Origin of the sequence: Marinilactibacillus sp. Marseille-P9653, assembly GCF_916618885.1 — a bacterium.
GTDB lineage: Bacteria > Bacillota > Bacilli > Lactobacillales > Carnobacteriaceae_A > Marinilactibacillus.
In genome coordinates this window covers 244986-268659 of sequence record NZ_CAKAKH010000001.1, presented here as the reverse complement: position 1 = coordinate 268659, position 23674 = coordinate 244986, and the positions used below count along the sequence as shown (strand labels likewise).

The 23674-nt window shown below is 36.2% G+C and carries 25 protein-coding genes, 1 tRNA gene and 2 pseudogenes; 15 read left to right on the top strand and 13 right to left on the bottom strand.

Annotation, left to right across the window (positions count from 1 at the left end):
* Nucleotides 1-115: 115 nt before the first annotated feature.
* A complete protein-coding gene (locus tag LG377_RS01375) occupies nt 116-400 on the top strand; it encodes a hypothetical protein (protein WP_225742943.1) in 285 nt (94 codons plus the stop codon).
* A gap of 43 nt (nt 401-443) precedes the next feature.
* Here LG377_RS01375 and LG377_RS01370 read toward each other — a convergent pair whose 3' ends face one another.
* Complete coding sequence (locus LG377_RS01370) at nt 444-1814, bottom strand: aldehyde dehydrogenase (protein ID WP_225742942.1); 1371 nt, start codon at nt 1812-1814, stop codon at nt 444-446.
* A gap of 118 nt (nt 1815-1932) precedes the next feature.
* Nucleotides 1933-2853, bottom strand: coding sequence for a methyl-accepting chemotaxis protein (locus tag LG377_RS01365; protein WP_225742941.1), 921 nt, complete (start codon nt 2851-2853; stop codon nt 1933-1935).
* A 429-nt stretch (nt 2854-3282) separates the two neighbouring features.
* Between LG377_RS01365 and LG377_RS01360 the strand changes: the two genes are divergently transcribed.
* Nucleotides 3283-4911, top strand: coding sequence for an ABC-F family ATP-binding cassette domain-containing protein (locus LG377_RS01360; protein ID WP_225742940.1), 1629 nt, complete (start codon nt 3283-3285; stop codon nt 4909-4911).
* Between the two features lie 154 nt (nt 4912-5065).
* Here the strand turns inward: LG377_RS01360 and LG377_RS01355 are convergent, their stop codons facing one another.
* Nucleotides 5066-5434 (bottom strand): endolytic transglycosylase MltG, encoded by a 369-nt coding sequence (locus LG377_RS01355; RefSeq protein ID WP_225742939.1) that lies wholly within the window; start codon nt 5432-5434, stop codon nt 5066-5068.
* On the bottom strand, nt 5427-6557 hold the full coding sequence (locus tag LG377_RS01350; RefSeq protein WP_225742938.1) for an LCP family protein: 1131 nt from the start codon (nt 6555-6557) through the stop codon (nt 5427-5429). Before LG377_RS01350 ends, LG377_RS01355 begins: the two co-directional genes overlap by 8 nt.
* Nucleotides 6558-7084: 527 nt before the next feature.
* On the opposite strand from LG377_RS01350, the gene LG377_RS01345 reads away from it, so the two are divergent.
* Nucleotides 7085-7852, top strand: a complete 768-nt coding sequence (locus tag LG377_RS01345; protein ID WP_225742937.1) for a helix-turn-helix transcriptional regulator — start codon at nt 7085-7087, stop codon at nt 7850-7852.
* A 68-nt stretch (nt 7853-7920) separates the two neighbouring features.
* Here LG377_RS01345 and LG377_RS01340 read toward each other — a convergent pair whose 3' ends face one another.
* Nucleotides 7921-8448 (bottom strand): hypothetical protein, encoded by a 528-nt coding sequence (locus LG377_RS01340; protein ID WP_225742936.1) that lies wholly within the window; start codon nt 8446-8448, stop codon nt 7921-7923.
* A 143-nt stretch (nt 8449-8591) separates the two neighbouring features.
* The gene (locus LG377_RS01335) at nt 8592-9464 is read right to left on the bottom strand and encodes a hypothetical protein (protein WP_225742935.1); all 873 of its coding nucleotides are present in this window, start codon (nt 9462-9464) and stop codon (nt 8592-8594) included.
* 268 nt (nt 9465-9732) lie between these two features.
* On the opposite strand from LG377_RS01335, the gene LG377_RS01330 reads away from it, so the two are divergent.
* Nucleotides 9733-10095: a hypothetical protein gene (locus tag LG377_RS01330; protein ID WP_225742934.1), complete on the top strand. Its 363-nt coding sequence runs from the start codon at nt 9733-9735 to the stop codon at nt 10093-10095.
* 385 nt (nt 10096-10480) lie between these two features.
* Here LG377_RS01330 and LG377_RS01325 read toward each other — a convergent pair whose 3' ends face one another.
* From LG377_RS01325 to LG377_RS01305, 5 genes are all read right to left on the bottom strand, one after another.
* The gene (locus tag LG377_RS01325) at nt 10481-10948 is read right to left on the bottom strand and encodes a LapA family protein (protein WP_225742933.1); all 468 of its coding nucleotides are present in this window, start codon (nt 10946-10948) and stop codon (nt 10481-10483) included.
* A gap of 322 nt (nt 10949-11270) precedes the next feature.
* Entirely contained in the window at nt 11271-12068 is a 798-nt protein-coding gene (locus LG377_RS01320; RefSeq protein WP_225742932.1) for an ABC transporter permease, read from the bottom strand.
* 1 nt (nt 12069) lies between these two features.
* Nucleotides 12070-13023 (bottom strand): ABC transporter ATP-binding protein, encoded by a 954-nt coding sequence (locus LG377_RS01315; protein WP_225742931.1) that lies wholly within the window; start codon nt 13021-13023, stop codon nt 12070-12072.
* 70 nt (nt 13024-13093) lie between these two features.
* Nucleotides 13094-15583: a heavy metal translocating P-type ATPase gene (locus tag LG377_RS01310; protein ID WP_225742930.1), complete on the bottom strand. Its 2490-nt coding sequence runs from the start codon at nt 15581-15583 to the stop codon at nt 13094-13096.
* Nucleotides 15584-15638: 55 nt separating this feature from the next.
* On the bottom strand, nt 15639-16112 hold the full coding sequence (locus tag LG377_RS01305) for a CopY/TcrY family copper transport repressor (RefSeq protein ID WP_225742929.1): 474 nt from the start codon (nt 16110-16112) through the stop codon (nt 15639-15641).
* A gap of 395 nt (nt 16113-16507) precedes the next feature.
* Here LG377_RS01305 and LG377_RS01300 point away from each other — a divergent pair, with 395 nt between their 5' ends.
* The 10 genes and pseudogenes from LG377_RS01300 to LG377_RS01255 all read left to right on the top strand — a co-directional run bounded on the left by LG377_RS01300 (nt 16508) and on the right by LG377_RS01255 (nt 21691).
* Nucleotides 16508-16942, top strand: coding sequence for an RNA polymerase sigma factor (locus LG377_RS01300; protein WP_225742928.1), 435 nt, complete (start codon nt 16508-16510; stop codon nt 16940-16942).
* Nucleotides 16926-17153 (top strand): helix-turn-helix domain-containing protein, encoded by a 228-nt coding sequence (locus LG377_RS01295; RefSeq protein WP_225742927.1) that lies wholly within the window; start codon nt 16926-16928, stop codon nt 17151-17153. Before LG377_RS01300 ends, LG377_RS01295 begins: the two co-directional genes overlap by 17 nt.
* A gap of 37 nt (nt 17154-17190) precedes the next feature.
* A complete protein-coding gene (locus tag LG377_RS01290; protein ID WP_225744607.1) occupies nt 17191-17748 on the top strand; it encodes an MT-A70 family methyltransferase in 558 nt (185 codons plus the stop codon).
* A 2-nt stretch (nt 17749-17750) separates the two neighbouring features.
* A complete protein-coding gene (locus LG377_RS01285) occupies nt 17751-18065 on the top strand; it encodes a YdcP family protein (RefSeq protein ID WP_225742926.1) in 315 nt (104 codons plus the stop codon).
* 31 nt (nt 18066-18096) lie between these two features.
* Nucleotides 18097-18465, top strand: coding sequence for a YdcP family protein (locus LG377_RS01280; RefSeq protein ID WP_225742925.1), 369 nt, complete (start codon nt 18097-18099; stop codon nt 18463-18465).
* A gap of 30 nt (nt 18466-18495) precedes the next feature.
* Nucleotides 18496-19062 (top strand): annotated as a pseudogene (locus LG377_RS01275) (ATP-binding protein); the annotation flags it as partial.
* Nucleotides 19062-19193: pseudogene (locus LG377_RS01270) on the top strand (peptidoglycan DD-metalloendopeptidase family protein); the annotation flags it as partial. The pseudogenes LG377_RS01275 and LG377_RS01270, both read left to right, overlap by 1 nt.
* Before the next feature lie 27 nt (nt 19194-19220).
* Nucleotides 19221-20141, top strand: coding sequence for a conjugal transfer protein (locus LG377_RS01265; protein ID WP_370632557.1), 921 nt, complete (start codon nt 19221-19223; stop codon nt 20139-20141).
* A gap of 109 nt (nt 20142-20250) precedes the next feature.
* Entirely contained in the window at nt 20251-20547 is a 297-nt protein-coding gene (locus LG377_RS01260) for a hypothetical protein (protein ID WP_225742923.1), read from the top strand.
* 73 nt (nt 20548-20620) lie between these two features.
* Nucleotides 20621-21691, top strand: a complete 1071-nt coding sequence (locus tag LG377_RS01255; protein WP_225742922.1) for a site-specific integrase — start codon at nt 20621-20623, stop codon at nt 21689-21691.
* Nucleotides 21692-21761: 70 nt separating this feature from the next.
* Here LG377_RS01255 and LG377_RS01250 read toward each other — a convergent pair.
* Nucleotides 21762-21834, bottom strand: a tRNA-Val gene (locus LG377_RS01250).
* Nucleotides 21835-21972: 138 nt separating this feature from the next.
* On the opposite strand from LG377_RS01250, the gene LG377_RS01245 reads away from it, so the two are divergent.
* A complete protein-coding gene (locus tag LG377_RS01245) occupies nt 21973-23262 on the top strand; it encodes a hydroxymethylglutaryl-CoA reductase, degradative (RefSeq protein WP_225742921.1) in 1290 nt (429 codons plus the stop codon).
* Nucleotides 23263-23333: 71 nt separating this feature from the next.
* Here the strand turns inward: LG377_RS01245 and LG377_RS01240 are convergent, their stop codons facing one another.
* Nucleotides 23334-23666, bottom strand: coding sequence for a tRNA-binding protein (locus tag LG377_RS01240; protein ID WP_225742920.1), 333 nt, complete (start codon nt 23664-23666; stop codon nt 23334-23336).
* Nucleotides 23667-23674: the final 8 nt, after the last annotated feature.

The following is a 23674-nucleotide window of genomic DNA, read 5'->3' as shown; positions in this document are numbered from 1 at the left end:
ACCAACTCTAAATCAAAAGCGCGTAAGATAGCGTGTTTTCGGTCTTTGTTCCGTATCAGTGTGAATGTTTTCTAATATACTATAGCTAACTAAAATAAGATTAGGAGCGATCCAGATGTTAGATTTATTGGAAATGGTACTAGAATTTGTATACTTTTTAGTAACTTCGATGACTCGACACTATTTCAAGAACCAAAAAATCCATTCTTCTATCCGCTTAATTTCAGCACTGATTCTATTTGCTTTACCTCTTTTACTTTTAATGTATGCTACACCCACTTTTATAGAGTTAAATGAATGGTGGATCTATCTACTAGCGTTTTCACTAGAATTGTATCTAGGTTATCTTACCATCAAGTACGTTCGAGGCATTTTGCTTGGATTTGAAAAAGAATCTTAAAAAAATAGGCAGTCCTAATACCAGTTAGGATTGCCTATTTTTTCTATTTCATGATTTTTTTGATGATATCTATCCCTCTTTTAGCATTGGGATATCTAAAAGGATTATCAAATTTAGTTGTTTGCTTTAACAGACTTTTTTGATGCGTAAACGCATCAAAACTGCTTTTCCCATGATACGTACCCATCCCACTCGTTCCAACGCCTCCGAAAGGAAGATAAGGTGTAACGATGTGGAAAATCGTATCATTGATACAGCCTCCACCAAATGATAGAGAATTCACAATCTTATTCTCTATCTGTTTATTTTCTGTAAACAAGTAGAGCGCTAGCGGGTTAGGATTTTGTTTGACACCTTCTATGACTTCATTTATATCTGTGTATTCTAAGATCGGAAGTATCGGTCCAAAAATTTCTTCTTGCATGACTGTATCATCAAAAGTTACTTTTTCAAGAATCGTTGGTTCAATCACTAACGCTTCTCCTCTATTTTTCCCTCCATAGACAAGCTGTCCTTCTTTCAAGTAGCCTTTTAGTCTATTAAAGTGTTTTTGATTCACAATATGCGTGTATTGCTCGTTCTCGATTGGTTCGTATCCATAGAGTGCTTTCGTTTCTTCGATCACTCGTTCAAGGAAAGCTTGCTTAATATTCTTGTGTACATACACATAGTCTGGCGCCACACAAGTTTGTCCGGCATTCATAAATTTTCCCCAGGCTATTCTTTTAGCCGCCAGTTTTAAGTCGGCATCTTCGTGAACAATCCCGGGACTTTTCCCGCCCAACTCCAAAGTGACCGGCGTTAGGTGTTTTGACGCTGCTTCCATAACAATTTTCCCAACAGGCACACTACCTGTAAAGAAAAGATAGTCAAACTTTTCCGATAGTAGTGCTTTCGTTATTTCAGCATCTCCCTGAACAACAGTGATATACTCTGCAGGATAACAATCTGAGATCAACTCTGAGAGCACTTTTGAGGTCTCAGGAGTCAATTCGGATGGCTTAATCACTGCACAATTACCACCAGCAATCGCTCCAATTAATGGAGACAAGATGAGTTGAATCGGATAATTCCAAGGACCGATAATCAGTACAACTCCATAAGGGTCAGAATAAACAACCCCTTTGGAACCTGTATGCGTAAAGGCCGTTTTGACTCGCTTTGGTTTGATCCATTTTTTTAAATTTTGTGTGATGAATCTGATTTCTTGAAGAACGACACCAATTTCAGACGAATACGTTTCAAAAGCGGATTTATTCAAATCTTTTTTCAAAGCATCTATCAGTCTTTGTTCGTTTGAAACCAAGGCTTCTCTTAGTCGTTTCAATGCTTGTATTCTAAATTCCAGTGTTTTTGTTGTGCCTGATTCATAGAAAGCTCGCTGCTTAGTCAAAATTTCTCTATAGTTTTTCATCAGATCACTCCTACCTCTTTATCTGTTTTCTATAAGTTTAGTCTACAAGATAGAGATGAAGATAGTATTAAGACTTATCGATAAAAATAGAGAACGCAACAACATTATTTTTGACGAGTTAAATAATCGTTTCTAATTTACCGGCTTGTTTCTGGAGATTCTGAGACTCCGAATCGATTCGATTGAATTCCGTGATGGTTCCATCAATTTGTTTTTCACTCATCAAAATATGATCTTTTAACTGATCATTTCCTTCTACAACTAGATCAATATTATTTGTAACGGCTAGAATATCTTCTCCGATCGTATAAGCTGACTCAGAAACTTTTTGAGAAAGATTCTTCACTTCCTGAGCGATGACTCCAAATCCACGTCCATAATCGCCGGCATGAGCTGCCTCAATCGATGCATTAATGGCCAACAAGTTTGTGTTTGAAGCAATATCTTGAATGGTTTCAACGATACTCTGAATAGATTTATTTTTTTGTTGTAGTTCACTCAGATTACTTGTACTAACCGTTGATAAATCAATCATTCCTTTGCTTCCCGCTAATAGTTCCCTACCTTTTTTGATCCCTTCTTGAGAAGACTCTGTTAGCTTGCTAGACATATCTAGCAAGTCTGTTGTGACTGTTTCAATATTTTTTTGTCTCTCTGTAATATCTGTTGCTACTTTTGCGACCCCCACAACTTCCGTGTTGTCTGTATTATAGATTGGGAAATAGGTCGCCTCCAACCAAACTTCTTCTGCGTGTACATTACGACGAACAATTTTATCTTGAAAGCTCACACCATTCAATAAACTCGTCCACAATTCTTCATAGGCAGGACTATTTACAAATTCAGGGAAGCAGAACAATTTATGTTCTTTTCCGTATAATTCTTCTTTATGATACCCTAAAACATTCGCAAAATTATCATTCACATAAGTTACTCTTTTATTTGTATCAAAGCGAATGATTGCAATATTTTGTTCTAGTGCATTTACAATCAATTCATCTTGTAAACTACTTTTTTCAATACCTATACTCTCCATCATTTTCAAACGACTCCTCTATCTTCTTAGACTTTTCTATATTGTTGCCCAAGAATGCAAGATTTTAAGGGCGTCAAAAGTTGAAAGTAAGATTATTATATGTTCAAAATAGTTAAATGTCATTTAATACGAATTAGGAATAATGAAAATTCCTTTTGTTCATAAGTAGACTGAACGAAAAATTTTACAAAAATCGTTTATTCATTTGATATTTTTGTACGGAATAGTATAACTTATGAATAAATTCATCTTTTTTTGGACAATCTAATTGTACACAACAGATAAATTGTGACAGTTTTAAAAAATCAATCTTTTTTTCTTTTTCCCCTCTCATAAACAATGCATTATTTTGAAAATGACGTATAATAGAACGTAATGGGCATAAATTGCCTTATTGCGGTAAAGATCAAAAAGAAACGAGGCTATCATTAAATGATCACAGTAACAGATGTAAGTTTAAACTTTTCAGATAGAAAATTATTTGACGATGTGAATCTACAATTTAACAATGACAATTGCTACGGTGTTATCGGTGCTAACGGTGCTGGTAAATCTACCTTCCTAAAAATACTTTCTGGAGAAATCTCTCCAACTTCTGGAAATGTCTCTCTTCCAGCTGATAAACGTATGGCTGTTTTAAAACAAAACCACTATGACTTTGAAGAACAAACTGTTATCGATACAGTTATTATGGGACACAAACGCTTATATGAAATCATGCAAGAAAAAGATGCGATTTATACAAAAGCAGATTTCTCAGATGAAGACGGTATTCGTGCTGCTGAACTTGAAGGCGAATTCGCTGAATTAAATGGTTGGGAAGCTGAACCTGAAGCGATGACTCTATTAAAAGGTCTAGGTATTCCTGAAGCTTTACACAATCAAAAAATGAGCGAACTAACAGGTGGACAACACGTTAAAGCCTTACTTGCTCAGACATTATTCGGAGATCCTGATGTTTTGCTACTAGATGAGCCTACCAACGGTTTAGACGCACAGTCAATCAAGTGGTTAGAAGAATTCCTGATTAATTTTGATAATACTGTTATCGTTGTTTCCCATGACCGTCACTTCCTAAATAAAGTTTGTACGCACATGGTTGATGTCGATTTTGGTAAAATCAAATTATTTGTTGGTAATTATGACTTCTGGTTAGAGTCTAGTCAGTTAGCTTCAAAACTTGCTGCAGATTCTAATAGCAAAAAAGAAGAAAAAATAAAAGAACTTCAAGACTTTATTGCTCGATTTAGTGCAAATGCTTCTAAATCAAAACAAGCGACTTCACGTAAAAAAATGCTAGATAAAATCACTCTAGATGATATTCAACCTTCTTCTAGACGTTATCCATTTGTTGGATTTAGTCCAGAGCGCGAAATTGGAAATGACCTTCTGCGTGTAGAAAACCTTTCTAAAACGATTGATGGTAAAAAAGTTTTGGATAATATTTCCTTTAACCTTGGCAGAGACGACAAAGTTGCCTTCACAAGTCTAAACGACGTGGCTATCACGACCCTTTTCAGAATCATTATGGGAGAAATGGAACCTGATACCGGATCATTCCAGTGGGGTGTAACTACTTCTCAATCTTATTTACCAAAAGATACCTCTTCTGAGTTCAATAACAGTAGTTCAACAGTCTTAGACTGGCTTCGTCAATATGCTTCCAAAGAAGAGAATGACAATACTTTCTTGCGCAGTTTCTTAGGCAGAATGTTATTCTCGGGAGAAGAAGTATTAAAACAAGTATCTGTCCTTTCCGGGGGAGAAAAAGTTCGTTGTATGCTGTCTAAAATGATGTTAAGTAAGTCAAATGTACTCGTAATGGACGATCCGACAAACCACTTGGATTTAGAGTCTATTACGGCACTGAATAATGGATTGATCGACTTTAAAGGTGCTATTCTCTTTGGATCGCATGACCACCAATTTATTCAAACATTAGCTAACCGCATCATTGAAATTACACCTAACGGGGTCGTTGACCGTTCAGAAACAACTTATGATGAATTCCTAGAAAACAAAACTGTACAAGACCAAATCAAAGCGTTATACGCTCAATAAACAACGAAAAAGCCAAGTGCCGATTAGCACTTGGCTTTTTTTATAGGATAAGTACGTTCACTTTTGAAGGAACATCAGGTAATCATTTCTACTTTTCTAACTTTTTTAAAACAATTAAAACATCCAATTTTTATTTTGTTATTTTTCAGTTATATTATTTTTGCATTTTATCTAATATTGAAGCAAGTGATTGAGCAGGAGAAAACACATATTCTCCTGCAACGAATATACGATCACTCGTAAACCGTGCATAATAATTGAAGACAAAGGCACTTTGGATCACACCTTCTCTCTCTAACTTTCTCGCAATATCAGCGCGAGACTGACCTCTATCAATCTGTACAACAATTTGTTCTGTACTCGTTTCGTCTAATGGTTCAATCGCACCAACCCAATATCGATAACCTGACACCCCTAACAAAACGACTAAGAAGAACAAGAGATACTTGATCCTCCGGTAAAGCAAGTGCACTGATACAGTTTCTTTTGCACCTGATTTTAGATATTCAGCGCCTTTATTCATAACTATCTGAACCAGCTAGTGCTGATCCACTCCGCTTCTTCAAGTCAGTTTGTGGGTAATCTTTACTATATCGACCATCATCTTCCGATTCGTCTAACACGTCTTGGGCTTCAACGCCATCAGTAATATCATTAATGGTTTGCTCTTCCAATTCTAATGACTCAGATAAAGACTGTTGAATGTCTTCAAAACTACTTGGTTCAATTTTCACCAGGTCTCTTCCAGCATTTTTAAAGCTTGTCCATTCGAACACATGAGATTCTGTATCAAACGACTCATTCAAACCTGTCTGCAAGACACTTTTGATCTCGTTCATTTTCATGTTGGTTCTCATATTCGAACCGATACCTCTTAGAATATCATTGTACTTTGTAATAGAACCTAAATCAGTTGCTTTGTTAATAACGGATTTAATGACCAATTGCTGTCTTTGACCACGAGCAATGTCATCATCGATTTTTCGCGTACGTGCCAAAGCTAATGCTTGTTCACCATCTAATGTCTGCAGGCCTTTTTCAAGTGTAACGGCCTTGCTATTATCTTTAGAATCCATTTCTACAATATCGACCGGGACATCAACATCTATCCCTCCAAGTGCATCAATCACATCTAAAAACGAATGGAAATTAAAGGTAGCATAATAATTAACAGGTAAACCTAAAAAAGTCTCCACTGTTTCCACCACTGCATTTTCTTCTCCAATAGCATAGGCCGTATTAATCCGGTCCATCTTCACTTCTTGACCCTTATTCATAATCGGAACATAAGTATCTCTAGGAATTGAAACCATATCCAATTGATGCGTTTCGGGATTTACTGTCGCATAGATAATCGAATCCGCTCTTGCAGAACCAAGCCCTCTTTCATCATCGTCGTCAATCCCCATTAGTAAAATCGATATCGGCTCTTCAATCGGATTCACTTTTTCAACTGGTTCAGAACGCTCAATTTCTTGATAAGACGATTCGAGTATGTTCTCGGTTGTTTTGAAAAGATTCGCTGCATACGCAGCCCCACCTGCCAAAAGCATAACGAGCGGAACCACGAACAATAATATAAAACCTGTTCTTTTCTTATTCAATTTACGACTGCTCCGATTATGAGCATTTCTTTTTTTAGACATTTATAAAACTCCTTAAACCCATTTTAATAGAACGATGCGTGTTAAGTTTAGCTTTGAATGTAACAACCGTCACCGTACTTCAATCATTTAATAGCTTATCAGATGAAGATAAAGATTCTATGAAGATTGTTTGTGTTTAATTTTTCAACTAAAAATATAACTAATATCGAAATAAATATAACTATTCAAAATGTTTATATAGTCATATTAATATAGAATCAATGGAAAATTTTGGAGGAAATGGAAAGGAAATCGGAAAAAACAATGTAGAAAAACAAGTATCTGTCAAAAGAGAAAACAAGCACGTCGCACATAAAATCAATAGTAGAATTCTAAAAATCATCTAGTTATTCCAATTTTATGTCTCATCAGAAGGTACAAATGATTATAAAAAATGTAATAATGGAGGTGCAACAAATTGTAGCAGCCCGTCAAATCAACCTTCTTGATAAAAATAGTAAAACTAACCTAGCATTCCTTAGCTGTCTAGTTTTATAATGATGAAAAGGCAAATAGGAGAGTGGATAATGGAAATCGGTGAGCGTTTAAAAGAAAAAAGGTTATCAGCTTCACTGTCTCAAAAAGAATTGGGTGATATTTTACATGTGTCTAGACAGACCATATCTAGTTGGGAGGTTGGAAGAACCTATCCGGATCTTGAAATGTTAGTAGCAATCAGTGAATATTATCAAGTTCCACTGGATGAATTATTGAAAGAAGATTCAAATATCATAGAAGAAATTTCACGGAAGGTAAAAAAAAGTGAACGAAGAAAAGTATTAAATGTCGTACTCAGCGCACTATTATTGATCGTCATAGGTTTCAGTACAGCCTACTATTTAAATACGCGTCAACATACTCAAGTCAATGAAGAAGGATTAAGTCCGAATGACCTCATTGAATCTTCTTGGGAGTTGAATTATTCTCTTTCAAGAGAACTAGATCAGTCCTTCTTATCATTTGATCAAAATAGTGTAGCAATATATAGCTCTCATGGTTTCAATGGTACTTTGAGAAGTGATCAAGCGGAAGATGACTTACCCCTTGGAGCAAAGGAGTTACTTGAGAAAGGCATCGAAGACGGCACAAAAGAATATCTAAATATGACAATTAAATTGGATAAAAATTACTACGTCGTAGCAGCGAATGGTTATTCGCAACGGTTCAAAAAATTAAGTGACAGTATGATTCAAGACTTAGAAGGTAATGAATATCATAGAGTCGCTTCTGAGAATATCCATGATAGTTTACGTTGGATGGATGAGGTCATGCAGGAAGAAATGGCAAATGACTAGTTCAAATGGCCTCAAGAAATATTTATGATTTTTCAGCAGAAAAAGCTAGACATCGTTGAGTTGTTAAATCAGCGGTGTCTAGCTTTCTCTATATCCTTTAAGTACTGTTCACACTCTTTTGGGTGCTTGAACACAATTAACTTACAATCAATCGGTAATCCCGATTGAACAAGCTTGAATAACCTTTCCCGTCTCTGTGTTTTGAAATTCCAGACATATTTTAAAAATGGTAAATCGATTCTTTCTGGACAGCCCGGTGCCATATCCTCTCGGACTTTCCCGTAAGTACGAATTAATCGCTTCAAAACTCTATGAGCATAGATTCTACGCGGGTAATCAAGAAAAAATACATGGGTGCTTTTGGATAGTCTAGAAGGTAGCGTTATTCCGTAATTACCTTCTATAATCCAGCACTCATTCTCATCGAGAATACCATTTACCTCTCCCATTAACTTTTCTTTTGACTTCTCAACCCAGCCTGGATCAAAAAACAACTGATCTATATGGAAAACAGGTAATTCAAAAGCTTCCCCTAATTGTTTAGCTAACGTAGATTTTCCAGAACCTGAAGGTCCTACAATCGTGACTCGTTCCATCAGTTTCCCCCCTTAAAAAGCTTTAGGGTACTATTCTATAATTTTATTAAACGAAACGTCAACGGTTTCTAGATGGAATCACCTCCTAATATACCTGATTTATAGAAATACTCTTAAAGGAAAAGCTAAATATACTAACGCTGTTATTCTCTCACTCCAATATTTTCCATTCCTTCTTGCGCTTCAAATATTGGAATATCAAAGATTTGCTCGTTTGAGTAGTCTCCTTGAATAGAAAAACGAAAAACTGATTTATGGGTTAAATCATATGGACTGAGATTAATGGTAAAGAACCCTTCTGTATCTATATCCGGAGAAAACTCTAACTTTTCATATTCCGGTGGTGTATCCGCAGTAGCAAGAGAAAGTTCCACAGTATCTCCAGCATTTATCCTACCTTCATAAAACGTAGTATTCTTATGCACACCTGGAAGCATCAACTGTTCTAAGACGCTTTCATCTATACTTTCTCCTTCGGCAACCAGTTCTCGGTGATGTGCTTTTCTTTCTTCCTCACTCATGGAGGCAATTTCACTGGTGGCTGTATTCAGATCGTAAGGTCCTACCTCAATTTTTTTTACTTCACCTGTGGTTTTATTGATTTCATGCATTGAAATGATTGGCGCCCCTTTTGTTTCATCTGTAGATACAGAGGTATACATTGAAGCCGTATAAACCTCCCCCTCATCCACTATATTGAAATTATAAGACTCGGCTTCTGTAGGTCCACTTTGTTCGTTTATATAAGCGATCACTTTCTCTTTAGCCTCTTCTTCCGTCATCTCCGTATCTTCTTGGTTTGATTCATCTGATAAATCACTATCTGAGTTTTCTGAAGAATCTTCCTCAGCTTCTGTTTCCTCAACATCAGCGTCTTCTTGAGTCTGATTTGAGTCCGTTATTTCAGAAGTTTGTTCACTCTTTAATTCGTTTGTTTCATCGGTTTCAGCTGTTTCGTTATTCCCGCAAGCTGATAATAATAGTATCAATGTACTGAACAAAAACACTTTTTTCACCTAGTAATCTTCCTTTCGTCTAAATAGAATGTCTCTACAAAAAAAATTAGTACAAATCATAGTGGTTCTCATACTCTCTTACAAAAAACATAACAATGATACGCTACATTAACAACTCATATGATCTGCATTTATTTCACCTATTAAAGTTAGGATTTTTAAAAACCAGTATGCTATAGTTACATTACATAATACCCAGTTAACAGTCTGTAAACTGATGATTTCGCACCGCTTGATGATTTCAAATAATTGAAGGGAGATACATACTATGAAGATTAAATGGTTATTTTCTACACTATCACTCGCTGTTTTTCTAGCGGTCGGTGGCTGTTCCGATACAAATGGAGAAGTTAATGGAATCGAAAACACAGAGCAAGTTAATGAGACTAGTTCATCCTTTGTTTCTTTAGATTCCTCAGATATTAAGCCTCCAGAGTTAACCATTCATGCTGGAGACGAAGTTATTGAACCGATACTTGGTACATACAGTTGGAGTATAGAAAATGGTCAGGGAATAGAGGCCGATAGCGATAGCCCGCCAGAACTCGTCAAACTGATCCAACCTACATCTATAGATGCTCCTACACCGCTTGAACTAGACTTTGAAGAACAACCAAACACTATACATTAAACATCTGGAATGAAGATGGAACGGTTGAAAGTGTTCGGGATGGCGATATTTCTTCGATAGAAGGAGAAGCTGTCTTTGAGGTTTTGGCACAATGGGACGCTGGTTCAGCGAGATATGTATTTTTACTAGACATCGATTAATTTTTCTTATAAAAAATGTTTATACATCAAAAGGCAGTAACGTTTTCTCCATGAGAACGTTACTGCCTTTTTTGAATCGTTACTTATAATAGTACTTACCAGGATCGAACCAATGGTGCCTCCCTTTAAATAGCTTAAGAGCAAAAAAGTACCTCCATCAATGTCGAGATGCGATAATGAGCAGACTTAAAAACAGTAAGCAAAAAAATAAGCTTATTATTATACTGCTCCAACCATCTTTTTAGTTATCTTGGCTTCTTTTTAGTTCTAGTTTGATGGTCTTCTTCACGCGCCTCTACCCAAGTATGATTATCTTCAGGTACTTCTGCCTTGGTTTCCTTCACTGGAACAGCTCTATTGCTACTTTGGTCTTGAGATAACTTTGCATTTAGTCGTTGTATTTCAGCTTCTTTTTTCTGCAATTCGATCTGAGTTTCTGCATCTTGTTTCACTTTATCAACGGATTCTTTTCTTTCTGCCTCAGCTCGGTCCATCTCTTCTTCTTTATCTTTTAAAACTTTTTTGTTACGTGCAATCACAGAACTTGCTAACAACCCGGCTATGACCATACCTATTAAAAGCGTACCGACAATAAGCAACCATACTGGGATATTAAAACTAGTAAAATAAAGATCGATCATGACCATTTCTGCTATATTTAAATATGCAACGACACCCACTAATAGTAATAAAACGATTGCTAATACGATCATTTCTAATTCCTCCTATAACATAATGAATTGCAAACTCTTTATATGTTCATTTTAATTCTAAACGATAAAAAAACATAATCATACGCATGCAATGTACAGGGTAACTACTAAATATATTCTTTTATATAAGAAAATAACTAGTCTTAAGGAAATAAAAAAAGCCTTATAATCTTGTAAACCAACAATTGGTCAACGATTATAAGACTTTTTCAAATATGATGGTCCCTACTGGGCTCGAACCAGCGACCCCTACCTTGTCGATATGACTTGAAGCTTATATAAGAATTATAGTTTATTAACTCAAAATACACTGCTTTAACTTCTATCTATCTTGTGTCATTTTAATGAAACGTTTTGCTCCAAAATAACCCATTACGAGTATACTTACGCTTATACCTATTAAGCTATATAATAGTGGCATATGATTAAACTCTGGCGTTAAGACTGCTCTTAACGCTTCATTAACGTATAGAAGAGGGTTTATTAATACTATTTTCTGAAAGATGGGTGTTGCACTCAATGTATCCCATGAGAAGAAAATTGCTCCAGTAAATACTAAAGGCATTAAGAACCCTGGAAACATTGCGGCTACTTGTGTTGGCTTAATGATTGTCCCTACTAAAAGCCCTAAAGTGGCAGAACAGATACCTGCTAATATTAAAACAGGAAGTAGTAAAACTGCTTCTCTAAGTGACATTGTTATATTTAGAAATTCTGACATAAAGAGTAAAGAAATTGGTAATACAATCAGTCCACCAATCCAAGACTCAAGAAATCCTACAAACATTTTTACTAACGCAACTGTCCTTACATTTACAGGTGCTTGTAAACGATCTTCAATTTCTCTTGACATATTAAAATCCATTGTTAACGGCACTGCAGTTCCATGAATACCAGTTACTAAAATACTCATTCCTACCATTCCAGGGAACATTTGGTTAGGAAAATCTTCTTGCAAAATTCCTACCTTTGGAAGTACATATCCATAAATAAGAATAAGAATAAAGGGTAACATTGCTACTCGGAATACAAATTCCCACTTATCTCTTAGTTGAATTACTAAATCTCGTTTAATCATCGCTTTAATAGTTATATACTTTGAAGACTGACTGTTTTCCATATTAAATTTCATCCTTTCCAGTTAGATGAATAAAGACATCATCAAGAGAACTTGTCGTTAAACTAATTGTATTTAATTCCGCATCTAGTTGATTAATCCATTCTAAAATTTTATTAAAATCTGGATGGCTACTATCCATATACAAACGTAGTTGTTCATCATGAATATCCGCATTTTTTACTTCGGACATTTCTTTTGCTTGATCAACCCATTCAGGTTTTATATCGCTCATTTCTATATTGATTATACTATTACTTGGAATTAACTCTTTTAATTCACTTAATGTTCCAATTGCTTTGAGTTCACCTTCATTAACAATAGCAATACGATCACAAAGTTGCTCTGGTTCTTCCATGTAATGAGTTGTTAGAAAAATGGTAGCCCCATTCTTATTCAAATCTAAAATTTGCTCCCATAAAATCGAACGATATCCTGGATCTAATCCAGTAGTGGGTTCATCTAAAAAGATGATTTCTGGTTCATGCATAAGTGCTCTAGCAATTTTTAATCGTTGAGCCATTCCACCTGAATAAGTCTTAACATAGTCATGCTGTCTATCAGTTAAACCAAATTTTTCAAGATAAATATCTGCTCGTTTATTAGCAGTTTCTTTATCTACACCAAAATAATTTGCATGATAAATTAAATTTTCTCTAGCAGTTAGTCCTCTATCTAAATTGTTATGTTGAGCAACTAGACCAATTTTACTTCTTGCTGAGACTGGATCTTTTATAATAGATTTTCCATCAATATATATGTCTCCTTTTGTTGCACTCAATTGTGTAGTAATCATATTAATTGAGGTGCTTTTACCAGCACCATTAGGTCCTAAAAACCCAAATATTTCACCTCTATTAACTTCAAAACTAATCCCTTTAACAGCTTTAACCCCTTTGTCCTTTGAATTTCCAAAAGTTTTTGTCAAATTTTCTACTTTCAAAATTGGTTCAGACATTTTCTTCCTCCTATTTTATATAAATTTAATTAATTTATTATTCTATTTACTATTCCTATCTTCACTTGATTTATGATTGTTTCGATAAGTTTAATTTACTTGGAGTGAAGCCCTTTAGTCTCAAAGCATTCAACAAGACTGATATTGAGCTGAATGTCATGGCGAATGCTGCAAACATTGGGCTCATCAAAGGACCACCAAATATATACAATAACCCCATCGCAATCGGAATACCTACTACGTTATAGATGAATGCCCAAAACAGATTTTGCTTAATATTTTTAAGGGTCGCTTTACTTAATTCAATCGTTGTATTTACTTCTTGTACGTCGCTTCTCATTAAAACAACATCTGCAGACTCAACAGCTACGTCTGTTCCTGAACCAATGGCAATTCCAACATCCGCTTGAGCTAGTGCAGGTGCGTCATTAATTCCATCTCCAACCATCGCTACTTTTTGACCTTTTTCTTGTAGTTTTTTCACTTCATTGGATTTATCTTCTGGAAGTACTTCACTTAGAACTCGATCAATATTTGCTAGTTTGGCTACTGCATTTGCTGTTCGTTCATTATCACCAGTAATCATGATAACTTCAATATTTTTATTATGAAGTTCTTTGATTGCTGCGACACTTGTATCCTTTAATGTATCTGCTACAGCAATAATCGCTAACACACTGTCTTCATAAGCTAGATACATTGGTGTTTTTCCTTCATCTGCTAACTGATTTGACTTAGATAATAAGTCTCCTATTTCAAGTCCTATTTCTTCCATTAACTTTTTATTCCCAAAATAAACGAGTTTGCCTTCTACGCTGGCTTTTATACCACGTCCAGGAATAGCTTCGAAGTCTTCTGAGTCTATGATTGATATATTTTGTTCTTTAGCAGCACCTACAATTGCTTTAGCTAGTGAATGCTCACTCCCCTTTTCTGCAGAAGCAGCAATTTTTAAAATTTCACTTTCTGTTAGTTCACTATTGTTATTTAAAACAATATCTGTTAATTCAGGTTCTCCTTTTGTTAAAGTACCTGTCTTATCAAAGATAACCGTATCAACATCATGAACCGTTTCTAAAGCTTCTCCACTTTTAATTAAAACACCGTGTTCAGCCCCTTTACCAGTCCCGACCATAATTGCTGTCGGTGTGGCTAAACCTAATGCACATGGACAGGCAATAACTAGAACAGAAATTGCAATTGAAAGTGAAAATATAAAGGATTGCCCGAATATAAACCAAAGTATACTACTGACTAAAGCTAAAGCAATAACTGTCGGAACGAAGTATCTTGTAACAATATCCGCTAATTTAGCAATTGGCGCTTTTGATCCTTGAGCATCTTCAACAAGTTTAATGATTTGCGCTAAGGCTGTATCGCTACCTACTTTTGTTGCTCGATAATCAATTGACCCATTTTGATTAATACTAGCACCAACAACTTCATCCCCCTCCCCTTTTTCAACAGGGATACTTTCACCAGTTAACATAGACTCGTCCACAGCTGTTCTACCACTAATTACTTGCCCATCTACGGGCATTTTCTCTCCCGGACGTACGCGTATAATATCTCCAGCTACTACTTCCTCAATGTCTACTTCTCGCTCCTCTCCGTTATAAACAACACGAGCTTTTTTAGCTGCTAAACTCATCAACGTTTTGATTGCTTCTGACATTTGTCCTTTAGAACGCTCTTCAAGATATTGACCTAGAGAGTGCATCGTAATTAGCATAGCTGTTAATTCAAAGTAAAGCATCATTGCCAAATCATGTGAAGGATTTAGAATTATTCCGATCGTTACACCAATACTGTATACAAAGGCTGCTCCAGTACCTAACCCGATTAAAGAGTTCATATTAGGATGCCCCTTAATTAGGGTTCTAAAACCTTGTTGGAAATATTCTTTCCCAGTAACAATCACTGGAATGGTTAATGCTAATTGTACAATTGCAAATCCAATTGGATTTAAATGAGGGTCTATAGGTCTTGATAAGGTTATCCCGAATACCATTGGTCCCATTGCTAGTACCATTAGGGGGATCATAAAAATAAGTTCTATCCAAAATATTCTTTTATAGTGTTCTTCCTTCGACTCTTTATTATCATCTTGTTTACTTTGATCAGGATTTTGTATCTCAGATTTGAGACGTGCTTGGTATCCGGCATCAGAAACTTCTGCCTCAATATCTCTAACAGATACTTCAAGAGGATTATAGCCAACTGTCATTTTTTCACTCGCAAGATTAACATTAACTTCTTGTACGCCATCCATCTTATAAACAGTTTTCTCAATAGTTGATGCACAGCTTGCACACGTCATTCCTTCTAAAGCAAACACTTTTTTCTCCATTTCAGGAAGAACTAGTGTATAACCAGACAGATAAACGTCTTTCTTAAGCTGCTGGGGATCAAAGCCCTCCTCAGCCTTAATATTTAATTTTTCAGAAGCTAAGTTTACATTGGCAGAAATTACTCCAACTGTCTTCTGAGCTGTTCTTTCAACCGTGGATGCACATGTGGCACACGTCATTCCCTCAACAGGGTATACATTTGAACTCATCTTAATATCTCCTTTTAGTTTTTTATTGAAAATTTATAATACTTAAGACTAAAAATTATTTTAATGAAACTTCAACATTTTCCAGAAGAGTATATTCTTCTGGGTGATGGCATGAACACTGACCCTTGATACACTCACAAGTGATCTCTTTCGGAGCAAGTTTTCTTTTAGTGTATAAAATGTCTTCAATTACTTTAATATCTTCTTGTCCAATTTCTGCATCTTCAACCATCATTGCTATTACACTACCAGCTTTTTTATTACATACTTGAGAAAGTAAAGCTCTCCCTTCATTTTCTACACTTTCCTTTTCCGTTACAGCAGGAGTGTATATATAATGTCTACCTTGTAAATCAGTATTTAACATGCCTTTTTTTACTAATCTACCAATAACAGTTTTTGTTGTTCCTAATTTCCAGTCCATTTCTTTTCTCAATACAGAATGAATTTCATTACTTGTAGTCTCCTTCATCGCCCAAACAACACGCATCACTTCCCATTCCGATGGACTAATATTCGAACCTATCATAAGAACACCTCTTCATTTGGTTTACATTTGTAATCGTATATTTGAGTTAAAGTTTACAGTTGTAATCTTAAAATGTCAAGTACTTTTCTCTGGAAAATGTTATTAGGCTATTTGTTTACAGTCGTAATCCTATATGCTATGTTTTAAGTAGGATTACGACTGTAAACTTTTGTGATGTTTTTCAGGAGGAGAGGAATGATGTTAATTTTATTTTTTTCTCTATATAACCTTACTAAGTAAAAAGACAGTTCCTTCTTTAATAAATACTCTTAATATATTTGTATTGCCTAATTGCAAGATTGCAATTAGGTTTTTTTATGTTTTAAAACTTTTTGAAAATTATGCAACATTTTACTCTTTTGTGTCGGGCTATTGTATGAAGGGGGTGAAATGTGATGAAACCTTCCACTTTTAAAAGAGGGATTGAAAAGGAATTCGATTATATCTGTAAGCAACCCATTCGTGATGAACAAAAGGATTATCGAAAGTATCTAAGACGTCTTTCAAAGAAAGAAACCACTTTCTCCATGTTTGATGAACACTTCATCAATCAATTTTCGACAACTGACCATAAACCTTCTGACTATCATACTTTTTCCATTAATCAACTTCCTATCCATATAGAAAATGATTTATTAGCGAATGCACTCAAACAATTATCAAGCAAAAAACGAGAAATTCTCTTACTCTATTACTTTTTAGAACTAGACACCCAACAAATCGCAGATATTCTAAAACTCCATCGTTCAACCGTCTATCGCAATCGAAAGGATGCATTAAAGAGTATCAAACAATTTATGGAGGAGAACGCTAATGAAAACTTACCCTAAAATTTCCTTTGAGATTATTGTTCCCGCAACAGATGGTGATTCAAAATCTATTCATCAAATCCTAAAACATTATGAAGGCTATATCGCAAAACTTTCCTTACGTCCAATGACGGATGAATATGGTAACCAACGGATGATGGTAGATGAAGAATTACATGGATTACTCACCACACGTTTAATCAAGAAAATACTCGACTTCGAAATTGACTAAATAAAAAGTTTGCTTTCAATAATAGGAGTGATCATTCATATCTTACTCAATTATCTATGCTGATCCGCCTTGGAAATACAGACAAAACAAAGGAAAAGGAGTCGCTGAAAACCATTATCCTACTATGACGACTACTGACATCTGTAACTTAGACATTCACTCTATTTCAGATAAACATGCGACATGCTTTTTGTGGACAACTTTTCCTAAGCTGAAAGAAGGTCTCAAAGTACTGGAGGCTTGGGGCTTCTCTTACAAAACGGTTGCTTTTGTCTGGGTGAAACAAAACAAAGTAAAAAAGACCTTCTTTTTTGGACTCGGTTACTGGACACGATCAAATGTTGAAATCTGTTTGCTTGGAGTCAAAGGCAAACCTAAACGAGTTTCAAACAAAGTGCATCAGCTAATTATTAGTCCCCTTGAACAACACAGTAAAAAACCAGATGAAGCCAGAGAGAAAATCGTGGAACTGATGGGCGATTTACCACGAGTAGAATTATTTGCCAGAAATCAAACAGATGGATGGGATGTTTGGGGAAATGAAGTCCATTCCTCCCTACAACTCAATACACAAATAAAAAGAAAAGAGGAATAAATATGGAACTAAAATTTGTTGTACCCAATATGGAAAAAACATTCGGACAGTTGGAATTTGCTGGGGAAGGCGAGATTAATCAGCGAAGAATGAATGGCGAAATGATCGTTCTCTCCCGCACTTACAATCTCTACTCAACCGTTCAACGAGCCGATGATATTGCGGTCACTCTACCTGCACGAGCTGGGGAAAAACTGTACGAATTCGAAGAAAGGGTTGCGCTAATCAATCCACGTATTACCGCAGAGGGCTATAAAATTGGTGAACGAGGGTTTACCCGTTATATCCTACAAGCAGACGATATTGTGAAAGCTTAAAAACAAAAAAACTATAAAGGAGATTTTTTATATGAGACTTGCGAATGGAATTGTATTAGATAAAGATGCCACGTTCGATACCTTAAAATTTTCAGCCTTACGCCGTGAAGTACGGGTTCAAAATGACGACGGTACGGTATCCGAGAAAATTAAAGAACGCACTTATGACCTAAAGTCCAAAGGACAGGGATGCATGATTCAAGTCAGTATTCCTGCCAATGTCCCTTTAAAAGAATTTGATTACAATACAGAAGTGGAATTAATCAATCCTGTTGCGGATACCGTTGCGAATGCGACGTTCTTTGGCGCTGAGGTCGATTGGTTTTTAAAAGCCGATGATCTTGTCTTGAAGAAAAATAAAGGCAATACCCCACCAAAACCGCAACCGAAGAAAGACTAACATTACTCACTTGAAAGGAGCACCTCTGCCATGATCCATTTCTTTACTCGTGGAAAACGTATCAAGCCAAAAGATAAACACCTTGTGTTAAACACGAGTTTATCCATTCTATTTCCACTCTTTTTAACGATTGTACTTCTCTTTCATGGCAGAGAGTTGGCTCAAATCGAGTGGAAAACCCTCCCCGAAACCCTACAAAGAGGAAATCTCCCCCCCTACCTTTCTTCTCTCCTCTTTTCTGTGGGGATCGCTTTATTCTTTTGTTTACTCGTTACGTTACTGTTTATTTATTTTCAAAGAGACCGAGTCAAACAACTCTATCATCGTCAAAAACTGGCTCGCATGTTACTGGAAAACAAATGGTACGAGTCTGAACAAGTGAAAAAAGAAACCTTGTTTGATAAAAGCAGTCAAAAGACCAAAGAAAAGATTACGCACTTTCCAAAACTTTACTACAAATTAAAAGATGGACTCATTCATATTCGAGTAGAAATTATCTTAGGAAAATACCAAGACCAACTACTTCATTTAGAAAAGAAATTAGAAAGTGGGCTTTACTGTGAATTGGTCGAAAAAGAACTGAAAGATTCCTATTTGGTGACAGCGTTTCTCAAGGGCAACGGATTGGCACCATGGGAACAACAGGAACCTCTACAGGAGTGCATTTAGATTTTAAAATTATGCTTAATGGGGAACATGTCGACCCCGCTCCATATATCGGACTCTAACTTAAATCACGGAAGAAGGGATAAATGATTATGTTCTTTAAGAAGAATAAGAAAAATAAAAAAGTAAAAGTAAAAGAGAAAAAGGCAAAACAACTGACTATCAATCCTAGAAAGAAACTCGTACTTTCATTGTGGATTTTATTAGGGATAAGTTTTTCCTTTGCGATTTATAAGCATTTTACAGCAATCGATACCCATACCATTCATGAAAACACAATAGTGGAGCGTGAACTTAGAGATACCAACAGTATTGAAAATTTCGTCTGTGAATTTGTGAAAGTGTATTATGCATGGAATGGAAATGAAGACGAGTTGGAAGAAAGACAGGAAGCATTGGAAAACTATTTACCGGAAGACTTGCTTTCTCTTAATAGTATTATGTTAGACAGTGACATCACAACTACTTCCTCCATCCGAAATGTTCAAATTTGGTCAATTGACCAACAAACAGATAATGACTTTGACGTGACGTTTTCAGTCACACAACGAATTACAGAAGAAACAGAAGAGGACGAAGAAGAAACCATTCATACCGCTTTTGAAATCAGAGTGCATGTCGATGAACAAGGAGATCTAGTGATTGTTAATAACCCAACTCTCACTACTATTCCTTCAAAATCTCTATATCAACCCACTCCCTTAGAAAATGATAATTCGATCGACTCTGACACACGAGAAGAAATTGACGAGTTCCTCTCGTCCTTCTTCACCCTGTACCCAACTGCGAGTCAAAGCGAATTGTCTTACTATATTGAGGACAATATTTTACCCGCAATAGATAGAGAGTATATATTCTTAGAATTAATTGATCCTGTTTATGTACAAGAAGATGAAAATGTTCGAGCTACGGTCACAGTACGGTATCAAGATGATATTACACAATCTAATCAGCTATCTCAATACGACTTTCTATTAATAAAGAATAGTACATGGAAAATTATCGAGTAAATACTGGTTTTTATAAAATAGAAAATTGATACTCTGACTACAACGTTTTTACTCTCCCACATTATATATTCCCTTCTTAAAATAATTCCACGAAAGGACAGATTATATTATGTCTATAGAAGAAAAACCCTTTCTCCAAATCAAAATTGACGACAGGATTATAGAAAATCATGTTAAAGATCAAATTCAGAAAAAACTAGAAGCAATTGGTACTGAAAAAGTCTTTTATACGTTTAATGACTTACAACAAATTACTGGTATGAGCAAAGGATTTATTGATAAAACATTCTTCCATGACTCTCGGTTCGAAAAAATACGTAGGAAAATTGGTAGGAAGTGGTTGTTCCCTGTCAAAGAGACACAATCTTTCTTGTTAGAGTGGATAAAAGAGCAGCCTCATCATTGAAATTACAAAGAACAGCTTATATACTTACAGTATGTAGGTTGTTCTTCTTTCATTCTTGAAAGGAGAAACAATTATGGCAATTGAACAGAAGAAATTAAAAAATGGAGAGAAAAGATACAGAGCAAGTGTTTACCATCTAGGAGATAGAATAAAGGGGGATTGGCACAAGCTTAATAATCAAGCTAAATATGATGAGGCAGTTTTGACTAAGGAACTGTCCGAAGGTCTCTTTGTTAAGAAGACATCTAAATTATTTAGTGAGATAACAGAGGATTACTTTTCTCTAATTGCTCCCAGAAATATGAATGAAACAAATTTGTATAATGAATGGTCTTTATATCAAAAACATATTGCGCCTACTTTTGGCTCAAGAAAAATTACTTCAATTAAGCCAATTGAGATACAAAAATGGCTTGCTACAAAAGAAAAAACATATGCCAATAGTTATGTCGTGCGTATGTGTCTGATTATGAATAAAGTGTTCAAACAAGCTCAATCATGGGAGTTTATGAAATTTAATCCTATGGATAGAGTAGATAAACCTAAGATTAAGTATAAGCGCTTTGATACTTGGACTAAAAAGGAAATCACGAAATTTCTTAACCAAGCAGAAGGCTACCATTCATATATAGTCTTTTGGTTAGCTATAAATACTGGGATGCGATTAGGAGAAATTCTTGGCCTTCATTGGTCAGATATTAATTTTCACGAAAAATATATTGACCTTACCGAAGGATTAGATCGACGGACAGGAAAAAGAACGTCTTTAAAAACAAAAGCTTCAGAGCGATATATTTACCTGTCAAAAAGTCAGATAAATATATTAAAAGAGCACAAAGTTTCTCAGACAATAGATACAGAAATTGTGTGTGCATCTAAAGTTGGGAGCTATATGATGCATCGTAATGTTCGTCGAGCAATGGAAACTATATGTAAAAAATCCGGGGTAAAGAAAATCAGGTTTCATGATTTGCGACATACCCATGCCACTCTCTTATCTCAAATTGAAAAAAATCCGCGAATTGTTCAAGAGAGATTGGGGCACGCTGATGTCCGTATGACTTTGGACGTGTACACCCATGTTCAAGATACCTCTCATAAACAATCGGCGAATTCTTTTTCTGATTTTTTGACGAAAAAATAAATCGTACCCTATGTCGTACCCGCGAGGTACTTTTTAAACAAAGGACTCTTACAAATGCTGTTATATCTAGTGGTCCCTACTGGGCTCGAACCAGTGACCCCTACCTTGTCGAGGTAGTGCTCTCCCAACTGAGCTAAGGAACCTTTTTTTCGTACTTTATTAGTATACTTCTTTTTATGATGCTTGTAAAGATTCACTTAAGTTAAAAAGATTCAATCCTTTTCTTTTTCTGCTTTGTACCTCATAATGAGAGTAACGAAATTCAGAAGGGACAGAACCAGATGGATACGAGCAAGTTAACGAAATTCTATAAAAAAATACATGAAGAAAAAGTTGTGGCACTTAAAGAGGCAGGTGTGATTTCTTTAGAGGAAGCCACTCTATTAACTGAAGAAGGTCTGGATTTAGATCCCTCAGTTGGCGAGCATATGATTGAAAACTATATTGGAAATTACTCTCTTCCTTTAGGAGTTTCAACTAATTTTGTAATCGATGACGAAGAGGTTCTTGTGCCGATGGCAATCGAAGAACCATCGGTCATCGCAGCGGCTAGTTTTGCGGCGAAGATGATTGGATCTGCTGGTGGCTTTACCACTGCAGTGACCGATCGTTTAATGATTGGTCAAGTGACTTTGAAGAACGTTCAGCATATAGAAAATGCTATTTCTGAAATCAAGAAAGCTGAACAAACGATTTTGGAACGTGCTAACGAAGCGCATCCTTCTATTGTCAAGCGTGGTGGTGGGGCAAAATCAATTGAAACACGCGTACTTGAAGCGGATCCTGAAGAAGGAACGCCAAGCTTTTTAGTCGTTCACCTTCACATCGATACACAAGAAGCAATGGGTGCCAACATCGTCAACACGATAATGGAAGGTATTGCGCCTTACATCGAAGAGCTAACTGGTGGCAAAGCATTATTACGCATTCTTTCCAACTATGCGACTGAGTGCTTGGCAACAGCAACTTGTACCATTCCGGCTCACAAATTAAAAACCGGTACGTATTCTGGAGAAGACGTGCGTGATCGGATTATTGAGGCGGCTCAAGTATCCTGGGCGGATCCTTACCGAGCGGTCACACATAATAAAGGCATCATGAATGGCGTCGATGCAGTCGTCATCGCGTCTGGAAATGACTGGAGAGCTATCGAAGCCGGTAGTCACGCCTATGCCGCTCGTTCTGGACAATATCGTGCACTTTCTAAGTGGCATGCCAACGATCAAGGAGATTTAGTTGGGACACTGACTTTACCGCTTGCGGTTGGAACCGTTGGTGGTTCGATCAGTATTCATCCTGGTGCTAAATTAGCTCGAAAAATCATGATGGATCCCGATGCTAAAAGATTAGAAAGCATTTTAGTATCCGTAGGTCTTGCTCAGAACTTCGCTGCCGTTAGAGCACTGGTTACGGATGGTATTCAAAAAGGACATATGGGATTACATGCTCGTTCACTTGCAATCAGTGCTGGCGCTAAAGGTCCACAGGTCGAAAAGGTTGCGGAACAACTGAAGCAAGCACCGCACATGAATTTACAAACAGCAAGAGACTTTTTAAAAGAGTTAACGTAAACAGGATGCACTAAAAAACGACCGAACCGCAGATCACGTTTCTGCTATTTGGTCGTTTTTTATTTGTTGTATCAACTAATTTTCGTCCCATTGGGTACTGCTTCATCCAGATTCAATAAGACGACTTGTTCGTTTGCGAGTACCCCTCCGAGAATCAATACTTCAGATTTATAGCCCGCAATCCGCATAGGCGGGAAATTGGTGACCGCTACGACTTGTTTTCCCACAAGCTGTTCGGATTCGTACCGATCTGTAATTTGTGCAGAACTCTGTTTAACGCCTAACTCATCGCCGAAATCAATGCGTACTTTATAAGCAGGTTTTCTGGCTTCTTCAAAAAACGTCGCTTCTAGTATCGTTCCGACTCTGATATCCAATGATTGAAAGTCGTCAATGTTTGCCATAAAAATCG